At 67.2% G+C, this 15428-nt stretch carries 15 protein-coding genes; 10 read left to right on the plus strand and 5 right to left on the minus strand.

Translation table 11 applies throughout. The annotated features are described in order from the left end of the window. Positions 1-188 precede the first annotated feature (188 nt). The 8 genes from AC07M9_RS08825 to leuA all read left to right on the plus strand — a co-directional run bounded on the left by AC07M9_RS08825 (position 189) and on the right by leuA (position 9255). Positions 189-743: a F0F1 ATP synthase subunit delta gene (locus AC07M9_RS08825; RefSeq protein ID WP_494883052.1), complete on the plus strand. Its 555-nt coding sequence runs from the start codon at positions 189-191 to the stop codon at positions 741-743. A 13-nt stretch (positions 744-756) separates the two neighbouring features. After that, positions 757-2286 (plus strand): F0F1 ATP synthase subunit alpha, encoded by a 1530-nt coding sequence (gene atpA / locus AC07M9_RS08830; protein WP_494883054.1) that lies wholly within the window; start codon positions 757-759, stop codon positions 2284-2286. 64 nt (positions 2287-2350) lie between these two features. After that, positions 2351-3226, plus strand: a complete 876-nt coding sequence (locus AC07M9_RS08835) for a F0F1 ATP synthase subunit gamma (protein WP_494883056.1) — start codon at positions 2351-2353, stop codon at positions 3224-3226. A gap of 23 nt (positions 3227-3249) precedes the next feature. Then, positions 3250-4707, plus strand: coding sequence for a F0F1 ATP synthase subunit beta (atpD, locus tag AC07M9_RS08840; RefSeq protein WP_494883057.1), 1458 nt, complete (start codon positions 3250-3252; stop codon positions 4705-4707). 140 nt (positions 4708-4847) lie between these two features. After that, positions 4848-5105: an ATP synthase F1 subunit epsilon gene (locus tag AC07M9_RS08845; RefSeq protein WP_007682679.1), complete on the plus strand. Its 258-nt coding sequence runs from the start codon at positions 4848-4850 to the stop codon at positions 5103-5105. Between the two features lie 173 nt (positions 5106-5278). Then, positions 5279-6793: a glycosyltransferase family protein gene (locus tag AC07M9_RS08850; RefSeq protein WP_494883059.1), complete on the plus strand. Its 1515-nt coding sequence runs from the start codon at positions 5279-5281 to the stop codon at positions 6791-6793. A gap of 122 nt (positions 6794-6915) precedes the next feature. Continuing rightward, entirely contained in the window at positions 6916-7233 is a 318-nt protein-coding gene (locus AC07M9_RS08855; RefSeq protein WP_494883061.1) for an I78 family peptidase inhibitor, read from the plus strand. Positions 7234-7587: 354 nt separating this feature from the next. Continuing rightward, a complete protein-coding gene (gene leuA, locus AC07M9_RS08860) occupies positions 7588-9255 on the plus strand; it encodes a 2-isopropylmalate synthase (protein WP_494883063.1) in 1668 nt (555 codons plus the stop codon). 14 nt (positions 9256-9269) lie between these two features. Here leuA and AC07M9_RS08865 read toward each other — a convergent pair whose 3' ends face one another. Beyond that, entirely contained in the window at positions 9270-9524 is a 255-nt protein-coding gene (locus AC07M9_RS08865) for a hypothetical protein (protein ID WP_494883065.1), read from the minus strand. Positions 9525-9796: 272 nt separating this feature from the next. Between AC07M9_RS08865 and AC07M9_RS08870 the strand changes: the two genes are divergently transcribed. Further along, positions 9797-11149: a hypothetical protein gene (locus tag AC07M9_RS08870; protein WP_494883067.1), complete on the plus strand. Its 1353-nt coding sequence runs from the start codon at positions 9797-9799 to the stop codon at positions 11147-11149. Between the two features lie 140 nt (positions 11150-11289). On the opposite strand, the gene AC07M9_RS08875 is transcribed toward AC07M9_RS08870, so the two are convergent. After that, positions 11290-12465, minus strand: coding sequence for an FAS1-like dehydratase domain-containing protein (locus AC07M9_RS08875; protein ID WP_494883069.1), 1176 nt, complete (start codon positions 12463-12465; stop codon positions 11290-11292). 201 nt (positions 12466-12666) lie between these two features. Here AC07M9_RS08875 and AC07M9_RS08880 point away from each other — a divergent pair, with 201 nt between their 5' ends. Further along, positions 12667-13617: an NAD(P)H-dependent flavin oxidoreductase gene (locus tag AC07M9_RS08880; RefSeq protein ID WP_494883070.1), complete on the plus strand. Its 951-nt coding sequence runs from the start codon at positions 12667-12669 to the stop codon at positions 13615-13617. On the opposite strand, the gene AC07M9_RS08885 is transcribed toward AC07M9_RS08880, so the two are convergent. The 3 genes from AC07M9_RS08885 to AC07M9_RS08895 are packed head-to-tail and all read right to left on the minus strand — an operon-like array spanning position 13572 to position 15411. Next, the gene (locus tag AC07M9_RS08885; RefSeq protein ID WP_494883909.1) at positions 13572-14189 is read right to left on the minus strand and encodes an AHH domain-containing protein; all 618 of its coding nucleotides are present in this window, start codon (positions 14187-14189) and stop codon (positions 13572-13574) included. The two genes, AC07M9_RS08880 and AC07M9_RS08885, sit on opposite strands and share 46 nt — an antisense overlap. Then, the gene (locus AC07M9_RS08890; RefSeq protein WP_494883071.1) at positions 14174-14968 is read right to left on the minus strand and encodes a hypothetical protein; all 795 of its coding nucleotides are present in this window, start codon (positions 14966-14968) and stop codon (positions 14174-14176) included. Before AC07M9_RS08890 ends, AC07M9_RS08885 begins: the two co-directional genes overlap by 16 nt. Positions 14969-14970: 2 nt before the next feature. Next, a complete protein-coding gene (locus AC07M9_RS08895) occupies positions 14971-15411 on the minus strand; it encodes a flavodoxin family protein (RefSeq protein WP_494883910.1) in 441 nt (146 codons plus the stop codon). Positions 15412-15428: the final 17 nt, after the last annotated feature.

Here is a 15428-nt window from a genome sequence, read left to right on the forward strand (position 1 = left end):
CCCCGCCGGGAGTGGCTTCCCGCCTGTTGCTTTTAAACCGAACACCTGACCATTGTCCCGCCTGACCAAGCGGCACCTTGCATCGTAACACTATCGTCGCTATGCGCGCCCCGTCTGCGGGCCGGGGGAGCACGCTGTTGCAATGCGCCCCCGGTGGCCCGCCCACTCGATGTAAGGATAGGACGCGCGTGGAGAATTCCGGGGGCATCAAGGCCAGCCTGCAAGGACGCTACGCTTCGGCGCTGTTTGATCTTGCGAGCGAAAACGGCACCGTCTCGGCGGTGGAGACCGACCTCGACAATATCGGCCAGGCAATCCGCGAGAGCGACGATTTCGCCGCGCTGATTCGCAATCCGCAGGTCAGCCGCGAAGCGGCCGCCGGGGCGATGGACGGTATCGCCGGCGTGCTCGGCCTGTCGCAGCTGACGAAGAACTTCATGGGCGTGCTGGCGGCCAACCGCCGCCTCTCCGCCCTGCCCGAGATCATCCGCGCCTTCGCAAGCATCGCCGCCGCCCAGCGCGGCGAGGCGACCGCCGAGGTCACTTCCGCTCACGCACTGACCGACGAACAGGTCGAGCAGCTGCGCCACAAGCTGGAAGTGCGCGAGGGCCGCACCGTCAAGATCAGGACCAGCGTCGATCCGGAACTGCTCGGTGGCCTCGTCGTCACCATCGGTTCCAAGCGCATCGACAGCTCGATCCGCACCCGTCTCAATTCGCTCGCCCAGGCCATGAAGGGCTAAGAAAGGCAGAACAATGGATATCCGCGCAGCAGAAATCTCGAAGGTCATCAAGGACCAGATCGCCAGCTTCGGCACCGAGGCCCAGGTTTCCGAAGTCGGTTCGGTTCTGTCGGTCGGTGACGGCATCGCCCGCATCCACGGCCTCGACAAGGTCCAGGCCGGTGAGATGGTCGAATTCTCGAACGGCGTTCAGGGCATGGCCCTCAACCTCGAGGCCGACAACGTCGGCGTCGTGATCTTCGGCTCGGACGCCGAGATCAAGGAAGGCGACGTCGTCAAGCGTACCGGCACCATCGTCGACGTTCCCGTCGGCAAGGGCCTGCTCGGCCGCGTCGTGGACGCACTCGGCAACCCGATCGACGGCAAGGGCCCGATCGTCGCCGACAAGCGTTCGCGCGTCGAAGCGAAGGCCCCGGGCATCATCCCGCGCAAGTCGGTGCACGAGCCCGTGCAGACCGGCCTGAAGGCGATCGACGCCCTCGTGCCGGTCGGCCGCGGCCAGCGCGAGCTGATCATCGGTGACCGCCAGACCGGCAAGACCGCCGTCGCCATCGACACCTTCATCAACCAGAAGGAAGCGAACGCAGGCACGGACGAGAGCAAGAAGCTTTACTGCATCTACGTCGCGATCGGCCAGAAGCGCTCGACCGTCGCGCAGATCGTGCGCCAGCTCGAAGAGAACGGCGCGATGGAATACTCCATCGTCATCGCCGCGACCGCTTCTGAGCCCGCCCCGCTGCAGTACCTCGCGCCCTACACCGGCGCCGCCATGGGCGAGTTCTTCCGCGACAACGGCATGCATGCCGTGATCGTGTACGACGACCTTTCCAAGCAGGCGGTCGCCTACCGCCAGATGTCGCTGCTGCTGCGTCGTCCTCCGGGCCGCGAAGCCTACCCGGGCGACGTGTTCTATCTCCACAGCCGCCTGCTCGAGCGCGCCGCGAAGATGAACGACGAACAGGGCGCCGGCTCGCTGACCGCTCTGCCGATCATCGAAACCCAGGCGGGCGACGTTTCGGCCTACATTCCGACCAACGTGATCTCGATCACCGACGGCCAGATCTTCCTTGAGACGGGCCTGTTCTACCAGGGCATCCGTCCCGCCATCAACGTCGGCCTCTCGGTGTCGCGCGTCGGCGGTGCGGCCCAGACCAAGGCGATGAAGAAGGTCGCCGGCTCGATCAAGCTGGAGCTGGCGCAGTACCGCGAAATGGCGGCCTTCGCGCAGTTCGGCTCGGACCTCGACGCCTCGACCCAGAAGCTGCTCAACCGCGGCGCGCGCCTGACCGAGCTGCTCAAGCAGAAGCAGTTCTCGCCGCTCGCCTTCGAGGAGCAGACCGTGTCGATCTTCGCCGGCACCAACGGCTACCTCGATGCGCTGCCGGTGGACAAGGTCACGTCCTATGAGACCGAAATGCTCACCTACATGCACACCGAACATGCCGACGTCCTGGCGCTGATCCGCAGCACCAAGGACTTCGGCGACGAAGCGAAGAGCAAGACCAAGGCCGCGCTCGACGCCTTCGCCAAGCAGTTCGCTTAAGTTAGATGACCACTGACCCGGCCGGCCCGAAACGGCCGCCGGGACAGTAAACGGGGAACAACGAGTGGCTTCGCTCAAGGAACTCAAGGGCCGCATCAACTCGGTCAAGTCGACCCAGAAGATCACCAAGGCCAAGCAGATGGTCTCCGCGGCCAAGCTGCGCAAGGCGCAGGCCGCCGCCGAGGCCGCGCGTCCCTACGCCGCGCGTCTCGCCGAAGTCATGGCCTCGCTCGCCTCGAAGATCACGGTCGCCGAGAACAGCCCCAAGCTGCTCGCGGGCACCGGCAGCGACCAGGTCCACCTGCTCGTCGTGATGAACTCGGACAAGGGCCTGGCCGGCGCGTTCAACTCGAACATCGTCAAGGCCGCGCGCGTCAAGGCGCAGGCGCTTGAAGCTGCTGGCAAGACCGTGCTGTTCTACCTGGTGGGCCGCAAGGGCCGCCCGGTGATCCGCCGCGAATATCCCAAGCAGATCGCCCACATGTTCGACACCACGGACGTGCGCTACCCCGGCTTCAACGAAGCCGAGCGCATCGCCGACGAACTCGTGGCGATGTACGAGGCGGGCAAGTTCGACGTAGCGCACCTGTTCTACTCGAAGTTCCGCTCTGCCCTGCTCCAGGAACCGACCGACCAGCAGATCATCCCGGTCCCGGCCCCCAAGGCCGCTGCCGTGGCGGCCGACGCAGTCACCGAATACGAGCCCGACGAGGAGGAAATCCTCGCCGCGCTGCTGCCGCGCTACCTGAAGACCCAGCTCTTCGGCGCGCTGCTGGAGAACGCCGCGTCCGAACAGGGTGCGTCGATGACGGCCATGGACAACGCCACCCGCAACGCCGGTGACCTGATCAAGAAGCTGACCATCGTCTACAACCGCACCCGGCAGGCTGCGATCACCACCGAACTCGTCGAAATCATCGCGGGCGCGGAAGCGCTCTAAGAACCGCAGGCAAGGAAACCGAAATGGCCACTGCACCCGTGCTCAACCTCACCACTACCGGCAAGATCAGCCAGGTCATCGGCGCCGTCGTCGACGTGACCTTCGAAGGCGAACTGCCGGCCATCCTCTCGGCCCTCGAAACCGAGAACAACGGCCAGAAGCTGGTCCTCGAAGTCGCCCAGCACCTGGGCGAGAACACCGTCCGCACCATCGCGATGGACGGCACCGACGGCCTGACCCGCGGCCAGGGCGTGCGGAGCACCGGCAAGCAGATCTCGGTGCCGGTCGGCCCCAAGACGCTCGGCCGCATCATGAACGTCGTGGGCGATCCCATCGACGAGCGTGGCCCGGTCGGCTCGGACATGTTCGCCCCGATCCACGCCGAGGCTCCCCCGTTCATCGAGCAGTCGACCGAAGCGGCGATCCTCGTCACCGGCATCAAGGTCATCGACCTGCTCGCCCCTTACGCCAAGGGCGGCAAGATCGGCCTGTTCGGCGGCGCGGGCGTCGGCAAGACGGTTCTCATTCAGGAACTGATCAACAACATCGCCAAGGGCCACGGCGGCGTCTCGGTCTTCGCCGGCGTGGGTGAGCGTACCCGCGAGGGCAACGACCTCTATCACGAATTCCTCGACGCCGGCGTCATCGCCAAGGACGCCGACGGCAACGCCACCTCGGAAGGTTCGAAGGTCGCCCTCGTGTTCGGCCAGATGAACGAGCCCCCGGGCGCCCGCGCACGCGTCGCGCTCTCGGGCCTGACCATGGCCGAGTACTTCCGCGACCAGGAAGGCCAGGACGTGCTGTTCTTCGTGGACAACATCTTCCGCTTCACCCAGGCCGGTGCCGAAGTGTCCGCCCTGCTCGGCCGTATTCCTTCGGCCGTGGGCTACCAGCCGACCCTGTCGACCGACATGGGCCAGCTGCAGGAGCGCATCACCTCGACCACCAAGGGTTCGATCACCTCGGTCCAGGCGATCTACGTTCCCGCGGACGATCTTACCGACCCCGCGCCTGCCGCCTCGTTCGCTCACCTTGACGCGACGACCACGCTGAACCGCGCGATCTCGGAGCTGGGCATCTACCCGGCGGTCGACCCGCTCGACTCCACCTCGCGCGTGCTCGAGCCGCGCGTCGTCGGCGACGTCCACTACCAGACCGCCCGCCGCGTCCAGGAAACCCTGCAGAAGTACAAGTCGCTGCAGGACATCATCGCCATTCTGGGCATGGACGAGCTGTCGGAAGAGGACAAGATCACGGTCGCCCGCGCCCGCAAGATCCAGAAGTTCCTTTCGCAGCCGTTCCACGTCGCGGAAGTCTTCACCGGCATCTCGGGCAAGTTCGTGCAGCTGGAAGACACCGTGAAGTCGTTCAAGGCCGTCGTCGACGGTGAGTACGACCACCTTCCGGAAGCCGCGTTCTACATGGTCGGCGGCATCGACGAAGCCGTCGAGAAGGCCAAGAAGCTGGCCGAGGACGCCTAACTTGCTCTCTCCCCTTTGAGGGGAGAGATACGAAGGCTCGGCAGCTTGCTGCCTGGCCGGAGTTGAGAGGGGCCGCGCCGCGCCAATCCCCTCTTCCAACCCTCTCCCCTCACGGGAAGAGGGCTAGACAGGACAGAACGATGCCGCTTCACTTCGAACTCGTCACGCCGGCCAAGCTCGTCCGTTCGGAGGACGTCCACATGGTGGTCGTTCCCGGCACGGAAGGCGAGTTCGGTGTGCTCGCGGGCCATGCGCCCTTCATGTCGACGATCGCCGACGGTGCGCTCAAGGTCTACAAGACCGAGAACGGCGCGCCCGAGGAAATCCGCATCACCGGCGGCTTCGCCGAAGTCGGCGATGCCGGCCTGACCGTGCTCGCCGAACACGTCGAGGGCTGATCCTTCACTGATCCGGAACACGAAAAGGGCGTCGCCGGGAAATCGGCGGCGCCCTTTTCGTGTCCGCTCCGCCGTTGCTCCGCACTGACCGCGAGCCCTGTGTCCTACTACGCTCCGCCACGGTAGACATGGCCATCGGGCGCGAGAAGCTCCGATTCGGGCGGAGTTTTCGAATGGTGGGCGCTGCGACGGCGATGGATGACGCTGGCGGGCATGGATTGCCGGGCGCGCGCAGGATCGTCGCGCAGAGCCGCCCCGCCCAGTTCCTCTGCCTGCTGGCCTTCGCGGCGCTGATCCGCTGCCCCGCCTATGGCGAGTGGAATTTCGGCATCGACGACCAGTTCTACGCCCTCGTCGGCGATAGGCTGCGTCAGGGCGACCTGCTCTACGTCGACATCTGGGACCGCAAGGGGCCGCTGCTCTACCTGATCTTCGCGGGCGTCGGCCTCGTATGGCCCAGCATGCTGGCCTATCAGCTGGCCGCCACGCTTTCGGCCTCGCTCGGCGCCTATGGTGTAAACCGCATCGCCCGGCTGATCGCTCCTCCGGGCGGCGCCATGCTCTCCGGCGTCGCCTATCTCGCGCTGCTGAGCCGTTTCGAGGGCGACAACCTTGAGGCCGGCGTATTCTTCAACGCCCTGACGATCGCCGCCGCGTGGCTGCTGGTTTCACGCTTCGCCCTGCTGCGGCAGGGGCGGGTCGACGCCGGCCTTTTGCTCGGCTTCCTGTGCGCCGGGCTCGGCATCGCGATCAAGCAGACCGTCGCCGTCGAGGGGGCGCTGTTCGGGATGACCGCGATCGCGTTGCTTGTCGGCAGTGGCCGCTCTCCGGCCGGCATAGCTTGGCGCGCCGGTCTGCTGGCTTTCGCCGGAGCATTGCCGATGCTGGTGACGGGGCTGCTCTACCTGGCGCACGGCCATTTCCCCGAACTCTGGAACGCGATGGTCACGTCCAATCTCGCGCGGGGCTATGCAGACCCTGCGATCCGCCTGAAGCGCGTGTTGACCATGGCCGGCATGCTGGCCATTCCCCTAGTCTTCGCGGGCATCGGCTTTGCAGCGCTGCGAGGCGCCGGAACCGTTCAGAAGACGGTGGCCGCATTCGTGGCGCTCTGGGCGCTTGTAGCCCTGCTCCTCGTCTTCACGTTCCCCTCGATCTACGTGCACTACGCGCAGTCCGCGCTGCCGCCCCTCGCCATCCTGTGCGCCGGCTACTTCGCGCACCGCAGGCCGGTCTGGCCCGGACTGGTGGCCGTTGCGGGACTGAGCCTCGTCCTGGCGGGGACGTTCCACCTGTCCGACCGCTGGCGGGCGCGGCCTGCGGCGGAGGCGCTGGTCGAGCACGTCCGTGCCGTCACTCCGCAGCGGCGGCTGCTGGTGTGGGGCATGCCGAGCTATCTCTACGCCCGGATCGGCGCGAGGCCGCCGAGCCCGCTCGCCTTCGCGCCCCACCTCTACGAAGCCCGCGAATGGACCGGTTTCGACCAGGCGGAGGAAGTTTCCCGCATCCTCGCGGGCCGGCCCGAAACCGTCGTCGTGCAGGACCCGCTGCCCTCCTCGCCGCTTAACGCGGCGACCGTGCGCATGGTCGATGGCTATACGCGAAGCTGCCGCCAGTCGCGCCGCTTCCCGACCTACGACCATGACGGCCCGCAGGACCACATCGTCTTCAGTGCCTGCGCGCGCTGAGGATTTCCGGTACGACGCGCGCAGGCATTTTCATCAACGAGCGCGAAACAAGGCGCGGTTCAGCGCATTGCGCCTGCGTTCAGCTTCGCTAGGTTAGCCCGCCGGGCAAAGGAGAGAAACCCATGTCCAGACCCGCCAAGTCCTGCCTCGTCCCCGCCTTGCTGGTCGCCGCGCTGTCTGCCTGCAGCGGCGCCGGGACCGACCCCGCCTTGCCGCCGCCCCCCGCAGCGACCGAGCCCGGCTGCGGCGCCGACCAGCTCGCCGGCTACGTCGGCAGCAAGGCGACCGACGACGTCATCGCCAAGATCCGTGAATGGCGCGGCGAGCACCCGATACGCGTGCTCACGCCCGATTCTGTGGTGACGATGGACTACCGCCCCGACCGCCTGAACATCGACGTCGATGCGGACGGCATCATCAAGGGCTTGCGCTGCACCTGACGCTCAGCGCGTTAGGGCGAGGCGCCGGCGCAGGTCCTTTAGTTGCGCCACAGGCACATCGAGGCGGAAACGACGGATCGCGCTCAAGCTTCAGCCTGTGTCGCCGGCAACGGCAATGTCAGCCTGGGAAACAGGACCCTCGCTGCAATCGGGCCACGAAACGGACCGGATTGCCCCTTTACATCGCCGTCGTCGATGCTCATAGGCAGCGGCATGACTCTCCGTCTCGGCCTTACCCTGCGACTTATCCGCCCTTGGGCGTGAGGTGACGCGTCGGCCTGCGACGCGCTCGGCGCTCAAGGGACCTGACTACATCACCCGAATTGCAGACGATTACCGAGTGAGTTTATCCCGATGACTATGTTGAAAGACCCTTCGGTCAAGTATCGCCCCTTCCCGCAGATCCAGCTCCCGGACCGCCAGTGGCCTTCGCGTGTCATCACGCAGGCTCCCCGCTGGCTTTCGACCGACCTGCGCGATGGCAACCAGGCCCTGATCGACCCGATGGGCGCGGAGAAGAAGACCCGCTTCTTCGACCTGCTCGTCAAGGTCGGCCTCAAGGAGATCGAGGTCGGCTTCCCCAGCGCAGGCGCGACCGAGTTCGACTTCATCCGCGGCCTCGTCGATAACGACCGCATTCCCGAAGACGTGCTGGTGCAGGTCCTGACCCAGTCGCGCGCGGACCTGATCGAGCGCTCGTTCGAGAGCCTGGCCGGCGTCCATGCCGCGATTGTCCATCTCTACAACGCGGTCTCGCCGCTGTGGCGGACCGTGGTGTTCGGCATGGAGCAGTCGGAAATCCGGGGCATCGCCGAGAACGGCGCCAAGGTCCTGCGCGACCAGGCGGCCAAGTATCCGCAGACCCAGTGGCACTTCGAATATTCGCCCGAGACCTTCTCGACCGCCGAGCTCGATTTCTCGATCGAGTGCTGCGAGGCGGTGATGAACATTCTCCAGCCCACGCCCGAACATCCGATCATCCTCAACCTGCCGGCGACGGTCGAGGCGGCGACGCCCAACATCTACGCCGACCAGATCGAGTATTTCTGCCGCAACCTGCCCAACCGGGAATCGGCGATCATCTCGCTGCACACCCACAACGATCGCGGCACGGGCGTTGCGGCGGCGGAGCTGGGCCTGATGGCCGGCGCCGACCGCGTCGAAGGCTGCCTGTTCGGCAACGGCGAGCGCACCGGCAACTGCTGCCTGGTGACCGTGGCGCTCAACCTCTACACGCAGGGCGTCGATCCCGAGCTGGACTTCTCGAACATCGACGAGGTCATCCAGACCGTCGAATACTGCAACCAGCTCAAGGTGCCGGAGCGCCATCCCTATGGCGGCGAACTGGTCTTCACCGCGTTCTCAGGCTCACATCAGGACGCGATCAAGAAGGGGTTTGCGGCGCAAGAGAAGCGCAACGACGAGCTTTGGGCGGTGCCTTACCTGCCGATCGACCCGGCCGACCTTGGCCGCGACTACGAGGCGGTGATCCGCGTCAACTCGCAGTCGGGCAAGGGCGGCTTCGCCTGGGTGATCGAGCAGGACCAGGGCCTCAAGCTCCCCAAGCGCATGCAGGCACACTTCTCGAAGCACGTGCAGGAACTGGCCGACCAGCTGGGGCGTGAACTGCAGGCGGCCGACATCTGGGATGTGTTCCGCAAGGCCTACCGCCTCGATGGCGAGCAGCGTTTCCAGCTGATCGACTGGGACGAGGGCAAGAGCCCCGACGGCGCGCGCATCTTCGCCGGCAGGATCGGCGTCGGTGGTGCGGAGCAGTCGGTCTCGGGCAAGGGCAACGGCCTGATCTCCTCGGTGACCGCGACGATTGCGGAGAGCTTCGGAGTCAATCTCGACGTGCGCGACTATGCCGAGCACTCGATGGGCAAGAGCACCGATGCACGCGCCGCAGCCTATGTCGAGTGCGTGCTCCCAGATGGGCGGACCGTCTGGGGCGTGGGCATCGACGAGGATGTCGCCACCGCCAGCGTCCGGGCCGTGCTGAGCGCCGCCAACGCCGCCTGACAGGATCTTCGGATTTATTCGCGAAAAGGCCCGGCCGGAAACGGCCGGGCCTTTTTCGTGCGTGGCTGCACGGTATTGTCGATGAAATGCATGGTCGGGCAGCATTTCCCGAGACCGAGGGCCGGCGTCGATTCGACGATGGAAAAGAACCGGCGCGAAAGTAGCAGGGGCCGCACGCAGGCAAATGCCTCCGCAGCGCAGCCGTCTGGTCCCGCCGGCACGCATGTCTCGGCCGCCTCGGGATCGAGGCTGGCGGCAATCGCGCTCAAACCGGCTGCATGCGGAAATCCGGGTTCGTTAGGCTCTTTGCGTACTGCTGGACCCGGTTTGCGCGCCGCGAGCCGGCATCGATCGGGTCCTTTTCATTGCGTGCCCCCTCGGATTTCCCCGGACGCAGCCAACGGGAATGCATTTTCAGAGCCCCTCTTCCGGCTCCTTCCGGCTCCTCCAGCCAAAGCGCCAGCCCGGCTGCGTCTGGACGAGCCCTTCCCTGTCCTTCGGCGTAACTCTGGGCGCACAGAGCTTAAACGGAGGAAATACAATGTCGGTCACCCCATCGAGGCTATCCCCGCGCCATGCGCTTCTCTGCGCTGCGGCCATCCCGTTCCTGCTGCTGGGCGCCTGCGCCGATGGTAGCGGGTTCCACGCCGGAGCCGGCGGTGGCGGCGGCGGCGGCGGGACGCCCACGCCGAGCCCCACACCCAGCCCTTCCCCGACACCGAGCCCGACTCCCACGCCGAGCCCGACGCCAACCCCCAGCCCGACACCGACGCCCACGCCGACCCCCACGCCGACCACGACGAGCATCACCGGCCCGGCGGCGGGCGTGAGCGTCGGTGGTACGCCGATCCTGGGTCCCAGCGGCTCGGGCACGATCATCGACGTGAACGTCGCTCCCCCGACCGCCGGGCAGAGCACCAGCGGCGTTGCCGTCGATGTCCTCGCCGGAGACGGCACGGCCGTTGCCGTCACGCTGCCGACGACCACACAGGAGACACAGGCCGCGCTGGCGCCGGTCGGCTCGCTTGCGGGCGCCCTGCTCGGCCCGCAGGTGGGCTCCACCGTCAACACCGTGACCGACGGCCTCTCGCCAACGGTCGCGGCGGTATCCTCGACGGTGGGCAGCGTCGCCGACCCGCTGCTCGGGACGGTGAACAGCGCGCTTGCCCCCGTCGTCGGCCAGAACGGCGTGCTCTCCCCCGTGACGGGACAGCTCGGCGATCTGGTGGGCGGACTGACCGGCGCGTTGCCCGGCGGCGCCTCCGGCACGGCGCCCACGTATACCGGACCGCTGCTCGGGGTCGATCTTGGCAATAACGTCGTGACCGGCCCCAGCACCAGCGGCACGCTGGTGGGTGCCAACGTCCTGTCCGACAATCCGGGCCTCGTCTCGGGAACGCTCGTGACCGCGGACGTGCTCTCCAACGACAAGGTGCTGGCGATCGCCCTGCCGACAACGGCCACCGGCGTCGCGCAGGGGCTCGCGCCCGTCGGCAATCTTGCCGGCGCCGTGCTGGGCGATCAGGTCGGTAGCGGCGTCACCCAGCTCACGAACGGACTTTCGCCGGTGGTAGCCCCCGTCACGAGCGCCGTGAATTCGGTGACCGCTCCGGTGCTCGGCGCCGTGAACAGCACTCTCGCGCCGGTCGCAGGCGGCGTCGCTTCGGGCGGATTGGGCGGGACCGGCGGCGCGGGCCTAGCCCCCGTCACCGGCGTGGTCAGCGGACTTCTGGGAGGCGTCAGCAGCGGTTCGGGAACGGGCAGCGTTCTCGCTCCGGTCACCGGGCTCTTGGGCGGGGTCGGCGGCAGCACGGGCACGGGCACGGGCGACACGCTCGCCCCCGTCACCGGACTGGTCGGCGGCCTGCTGGGAGGCCTCTCCACCACCCACTGAGACAACCCTCAGCGTGTTCTTCCGCTCTGCTAACCTCCGCCGAGGGAGAACACGCTGACACCCTGCCGCTGATACGGCAGGGGAGGAGGCGGCCCCCACCGGGAGCCGCCTCCTTTCCATTTCAGCGCAGGCCGTAGCGATCAGCCCGGCTTCTTGGGCAGTTCAATCTCCGCGACGCCGAGGCACATCTTGGTGCCCTTCTGGTTCTGCATGAGGTGCTTGACCTGGATCAGGTGGCGGCCCTCCTCGTCGACCATCTTGTCCACCACTTCGGCGGTCTGGATGGTGATGTCGCCCGACAGCGCCGGGCCGCGATAGTTGGCCGTCGAGTGGACGACCATGCCCCACTCACCGGCCCAGCCGGCGAGGTAGTCGGTCACCCAGGCGCCCATCGAGGCACCGTAGCCGTAGGAGCGCGGCATGCCGATCCGCCGCGCATACTTGGGGAACAGGTGCCCGCGCGAAGGGCCGATGTAGGCGCCGTCGGTCAGTTCGGGGTTGATCCGCTCCATGAACGGGTCGTTCTCGTGCCCCGCCATCTCCTTGGTGAAGCCGAGCGCTTCCATGTCGATCACGCGGCGGTCGAGCGTCCCCCAGGTGGTGAACAGGAACGAGCGCCACTCGGTGGTGAAGCTGGCGACGGTGTGCGGGCCGAACACACGCTCGGGCAGCTGGTCGCCGACGTTCACGTCGTCCCACCAGCGCTCGCCGTGGCCGAGGTCGTGCAACATCTGGATCCAGGTGAACTTGCGTTCTTCCAGCTGTTCCAGTTCCGCGTCGGTCCACTCGGGTTCTTCGAACTCGGCGGTGTTGACGGTGTCGCCGCCGGCCGAGGCGCGGTAGCGGATCGCGGTGGAGCGCTGCTTGGCGATCAGCTCGCCGTTCTGGTTGCGGTAGAAGTTGTCGCCGCGCTGGAAGCAGGTCGGGCCGAAGCCGGTCTGCTTGACCGTGTAGTCGAAGGGAATGCGCTCGTTGCTGACCACGTCGCCGCCGAAGATGCGCGGCCCGTAGTGCCAGAACTCGTCGCCGCCGAAGAGCAGGTGCGAATTCTCGATCTTGCCCATGCACGACGGCGCCGTGCCGTGGCCGTCGTCCATCACGATCGGGAAGCTCTGCGGCGCCACCAGCTTGCCCCAGCGACTTGCCGCAGCATAGGCGGGGTCGAAGTGCGCGAGGTTGGGGTAGTGCATCGCCTGGACCCAGCGACGGATGTCGTTGTTGCCCAGCGGCTCGCGGATCGGCGAGCTGTCGATCACTTTACCGAGATACTGGTCGATGTCCGAGCAATCGAACGTCTGGTCGGCCACGTCTGCCATGGGATGAATCCTCTCTTCCGGCCCGCTTCCGCAGCGGCGCCACTAATCGACAGTGGTGTCTATTATAGGCATTCCGGCAGGTCACCCCCATTTGCACGCGGCGATCACCTCAACGCACAGGCGGTATGACGGCTTTCCCTCGACAGGTTTGGCTCGCGCGATTATGCCGCGTTTTAATCGAACGATTAAACGGACGTCCCGATGCCCCTTCCCGTGCCTTTCCAGTCCCTGCGCCTGCCCGTAATCGCGGCGCCCATGTTCATCGTCTCGAACCCTGAACTGGTCATCGCCCAGGTCAAGGCCGGGATCGTCGGCAGCTTTCCCGCACTCAACGCCCGCCCCGCCAGCCAGCTCGACGAGTGGCTGCACCGCATCACCGAGGAAACAAAAGGCTGCGGCGCACCCTTCGCGGTGAACCTCATCGTCCACCGCACCAACGCGCGGCTGCAGGAAGACCTCGCGGTACTGGAGAAGTGGAAGGTACCGCTCGTCATCACCTCGCTCGGCGCCAATGCCGAGGTCAACGCGGCGGTCCACGGCTGGGGCGGCCTGGTCATGCACGACGTGATCGACGACGCCTTCGCGCGCAAGGCGGTGGACAAGGGGGCGGACGGCCTCATCGCGGTCGCGGCGGGCGCGGGAGGACACGCCGGCACCCAGTCGCCCTTCGCGCTGATGCAGGAGATCCGCGCCTGGTTCGACGGGCCGGTGGCGCTGTCGGGCGCGATCGCCTGCGGCCGCTCGATCCTCTCGGCCCAGGCGATGGGCGCGGACTTCGCCTATATCGGCACGCCCTGGATCGCCACGCCCGAAGCCAACGCGGCCGAAGTCTACAAGCAGGCCATCGTGGAGGGTCATGCGGCGGACATCGTCAACTCCAACCTGTTCACCGGCATCCACGGCAACTACCTGCGCCCCTCGATCGTCGCGGCGGGCATGGACCCCGACAACCTGCCCGAAGGCGACAAGAGCCAGATGAACTTCGGCTCCGGCGGAAACATGGACGTCAAGGCGTGGAAGGACATCTGGGGCGCCGGACAGGGCATCGGCGCGATCTGCGCGATCGAGCCGGTGGGCGCCCGCGTGGAGGCGCTGGCGGCGCAGTATCAGTCGGCGAAGAACGAACTGCGCGCCCGCATCGGCATAGGCTGAACCGGCGGCTGAACCGGCGGCTGGACGGCGGAGACCGTCCATGTCGCGCCCCAGAGCGCATCGACCGTGGCGTCGAGTTCGGTGAAGTCCACGCCTGCGCCCACCGGGTCATGCCGGTTGAGCCGCAGCTGCCGCCGGCGCCCGTCGAGCAGGTAGCGCCGCAGCGCGCGTTGCAGCAGGTCCAGCCGCATATGCGCCTGGATCGCCGCGCCTGCCGGATCGGCATCGCGCGCAGCCGACCATGCCGCCTCGATCTGCCCGACGCGCTCGATCACCAGCTGGGTGTAGAGCGGGTGCGGGCCTCGATGGAGCGGCAGGCCAAGGCGCAGCGCCGCCGGCTCGTCGCAGGGCAGCAGCAGGCCATTCTCGCGGAAGTCCTCGAAGCGGTAGCGCTCGCCCCCGATCTGCGCGAACATCCGTGCGAAGGCAGCGCGGGCGAGCAGTTGACGAGGCAGGATGTGATGGCGCTGCAGTCCGGGATCGTAACCCGGTCCATCATTACGGTTAACGGCGCGAAACGAGAGTCGGGCCCGCAGCCGCCGCTCCCGCGGAAAGACTAGTCCCCGCGCCAGACCAGCACCAACCGGCCGACCTGCGAAGGCTCGGCGAGCAGGGTGTCGGGGCCCGTCCCGATCCGGTGAGGTTCGGAAATCCGGCCGTACCGCACCAGATGGTCGACCACCCGGACAGCGAGCTTGAGGGCATCGGCGGGGCTCTCCCCCGCCCTGCCCTCAAGCTGCATCTCCTGCCCGGTAAAGTGCGCAAGGCCCCGGCTGGCGACGCTTCCGTCCTCGCCGCGCACCAGCGCCGTCAGCCCGAGCGCGGGGAACGCCCCGCCGCCCAGCCAGTTGAGGACCAGCCGCGAGAAGTAGCGCGGATCCATCAAGGTGTGCGCCGGACGCCAGTATACCGCGCGAACCGGCAGTTTGAGCGCAAGGTTGGCCGCAAGGCCCGTCATGATGCGCAGCACCGGCTCGAGCCCCGCTCCAGCGAGGATGTGTCCCGAGGGCACGAGGTCCACCGCTTCGCACCCCTCGATGGCATGATCGCCCTCGAACCCGAACGCCTGCCGGACTTCCACGCCCTCGGCCGGCGCAGCGGGGGCGAGCCCGCGCAGATCGAAGGTAAGGCCGCTGGCGAGCAGTTCCAGCCAGCCCGCGTCGGCTTCCGGCCGGTGGCTCACACGGGCGAGGAGGCCCGCCTCGCGCGCGGTTTCGACAAGGTCCGCGATGGCCTCGATGGTTGGCCGCTCCCCACTGCGGAACAGCAGCGACAGGCCCACACCGTCCACCTGCGCGTGTTCGGTGTCGAGGTGCTGTTCCCGCCCGGCCGCGTCGAGTCCGTTTGCCACGCCTAGAAAATCCCCAGCCTGAGACCTTCCGCGAAGGCCGCGCCCAGTTCCCTGCATGACAGAATTTGCGGCTGCGGCACATGCTTTTCCGCCAGTATAGCCTCCGGCTCCTGCGCGCCGAGGTTGACGATGAGGGGATCCGCCACCCGCCGAAGCCGCCAGCCGGTGACGATCCGGTCGATCTGCGCCTGTGCCCCGCGTCCGTCCGACCCCGCCGCGATGGCGGTCGCATAGGGCCGCCCCTCGATCCGGCCGAGCAGCGGGTAATAGCAGCGGTCGAACATGTCCTTCATCAGGCCCGACATCGCCGCGAGGTTCTCCGGGCAGACGAACAGGTACCCCTGTGCCGCCAACAGGTCCTGAGGACGCGCATCGACCGCCGCGATCAGACGCGCCGCGTCGGAGACTTCCGAATTGGCCCCGGCGAAGATCGCCTCGGCCATGGCGCGCGCGGCGCCGG

It is taken from the genome of Novosphingobium sp. GW821-FHT09E05, from assembly GCF_059416165.1.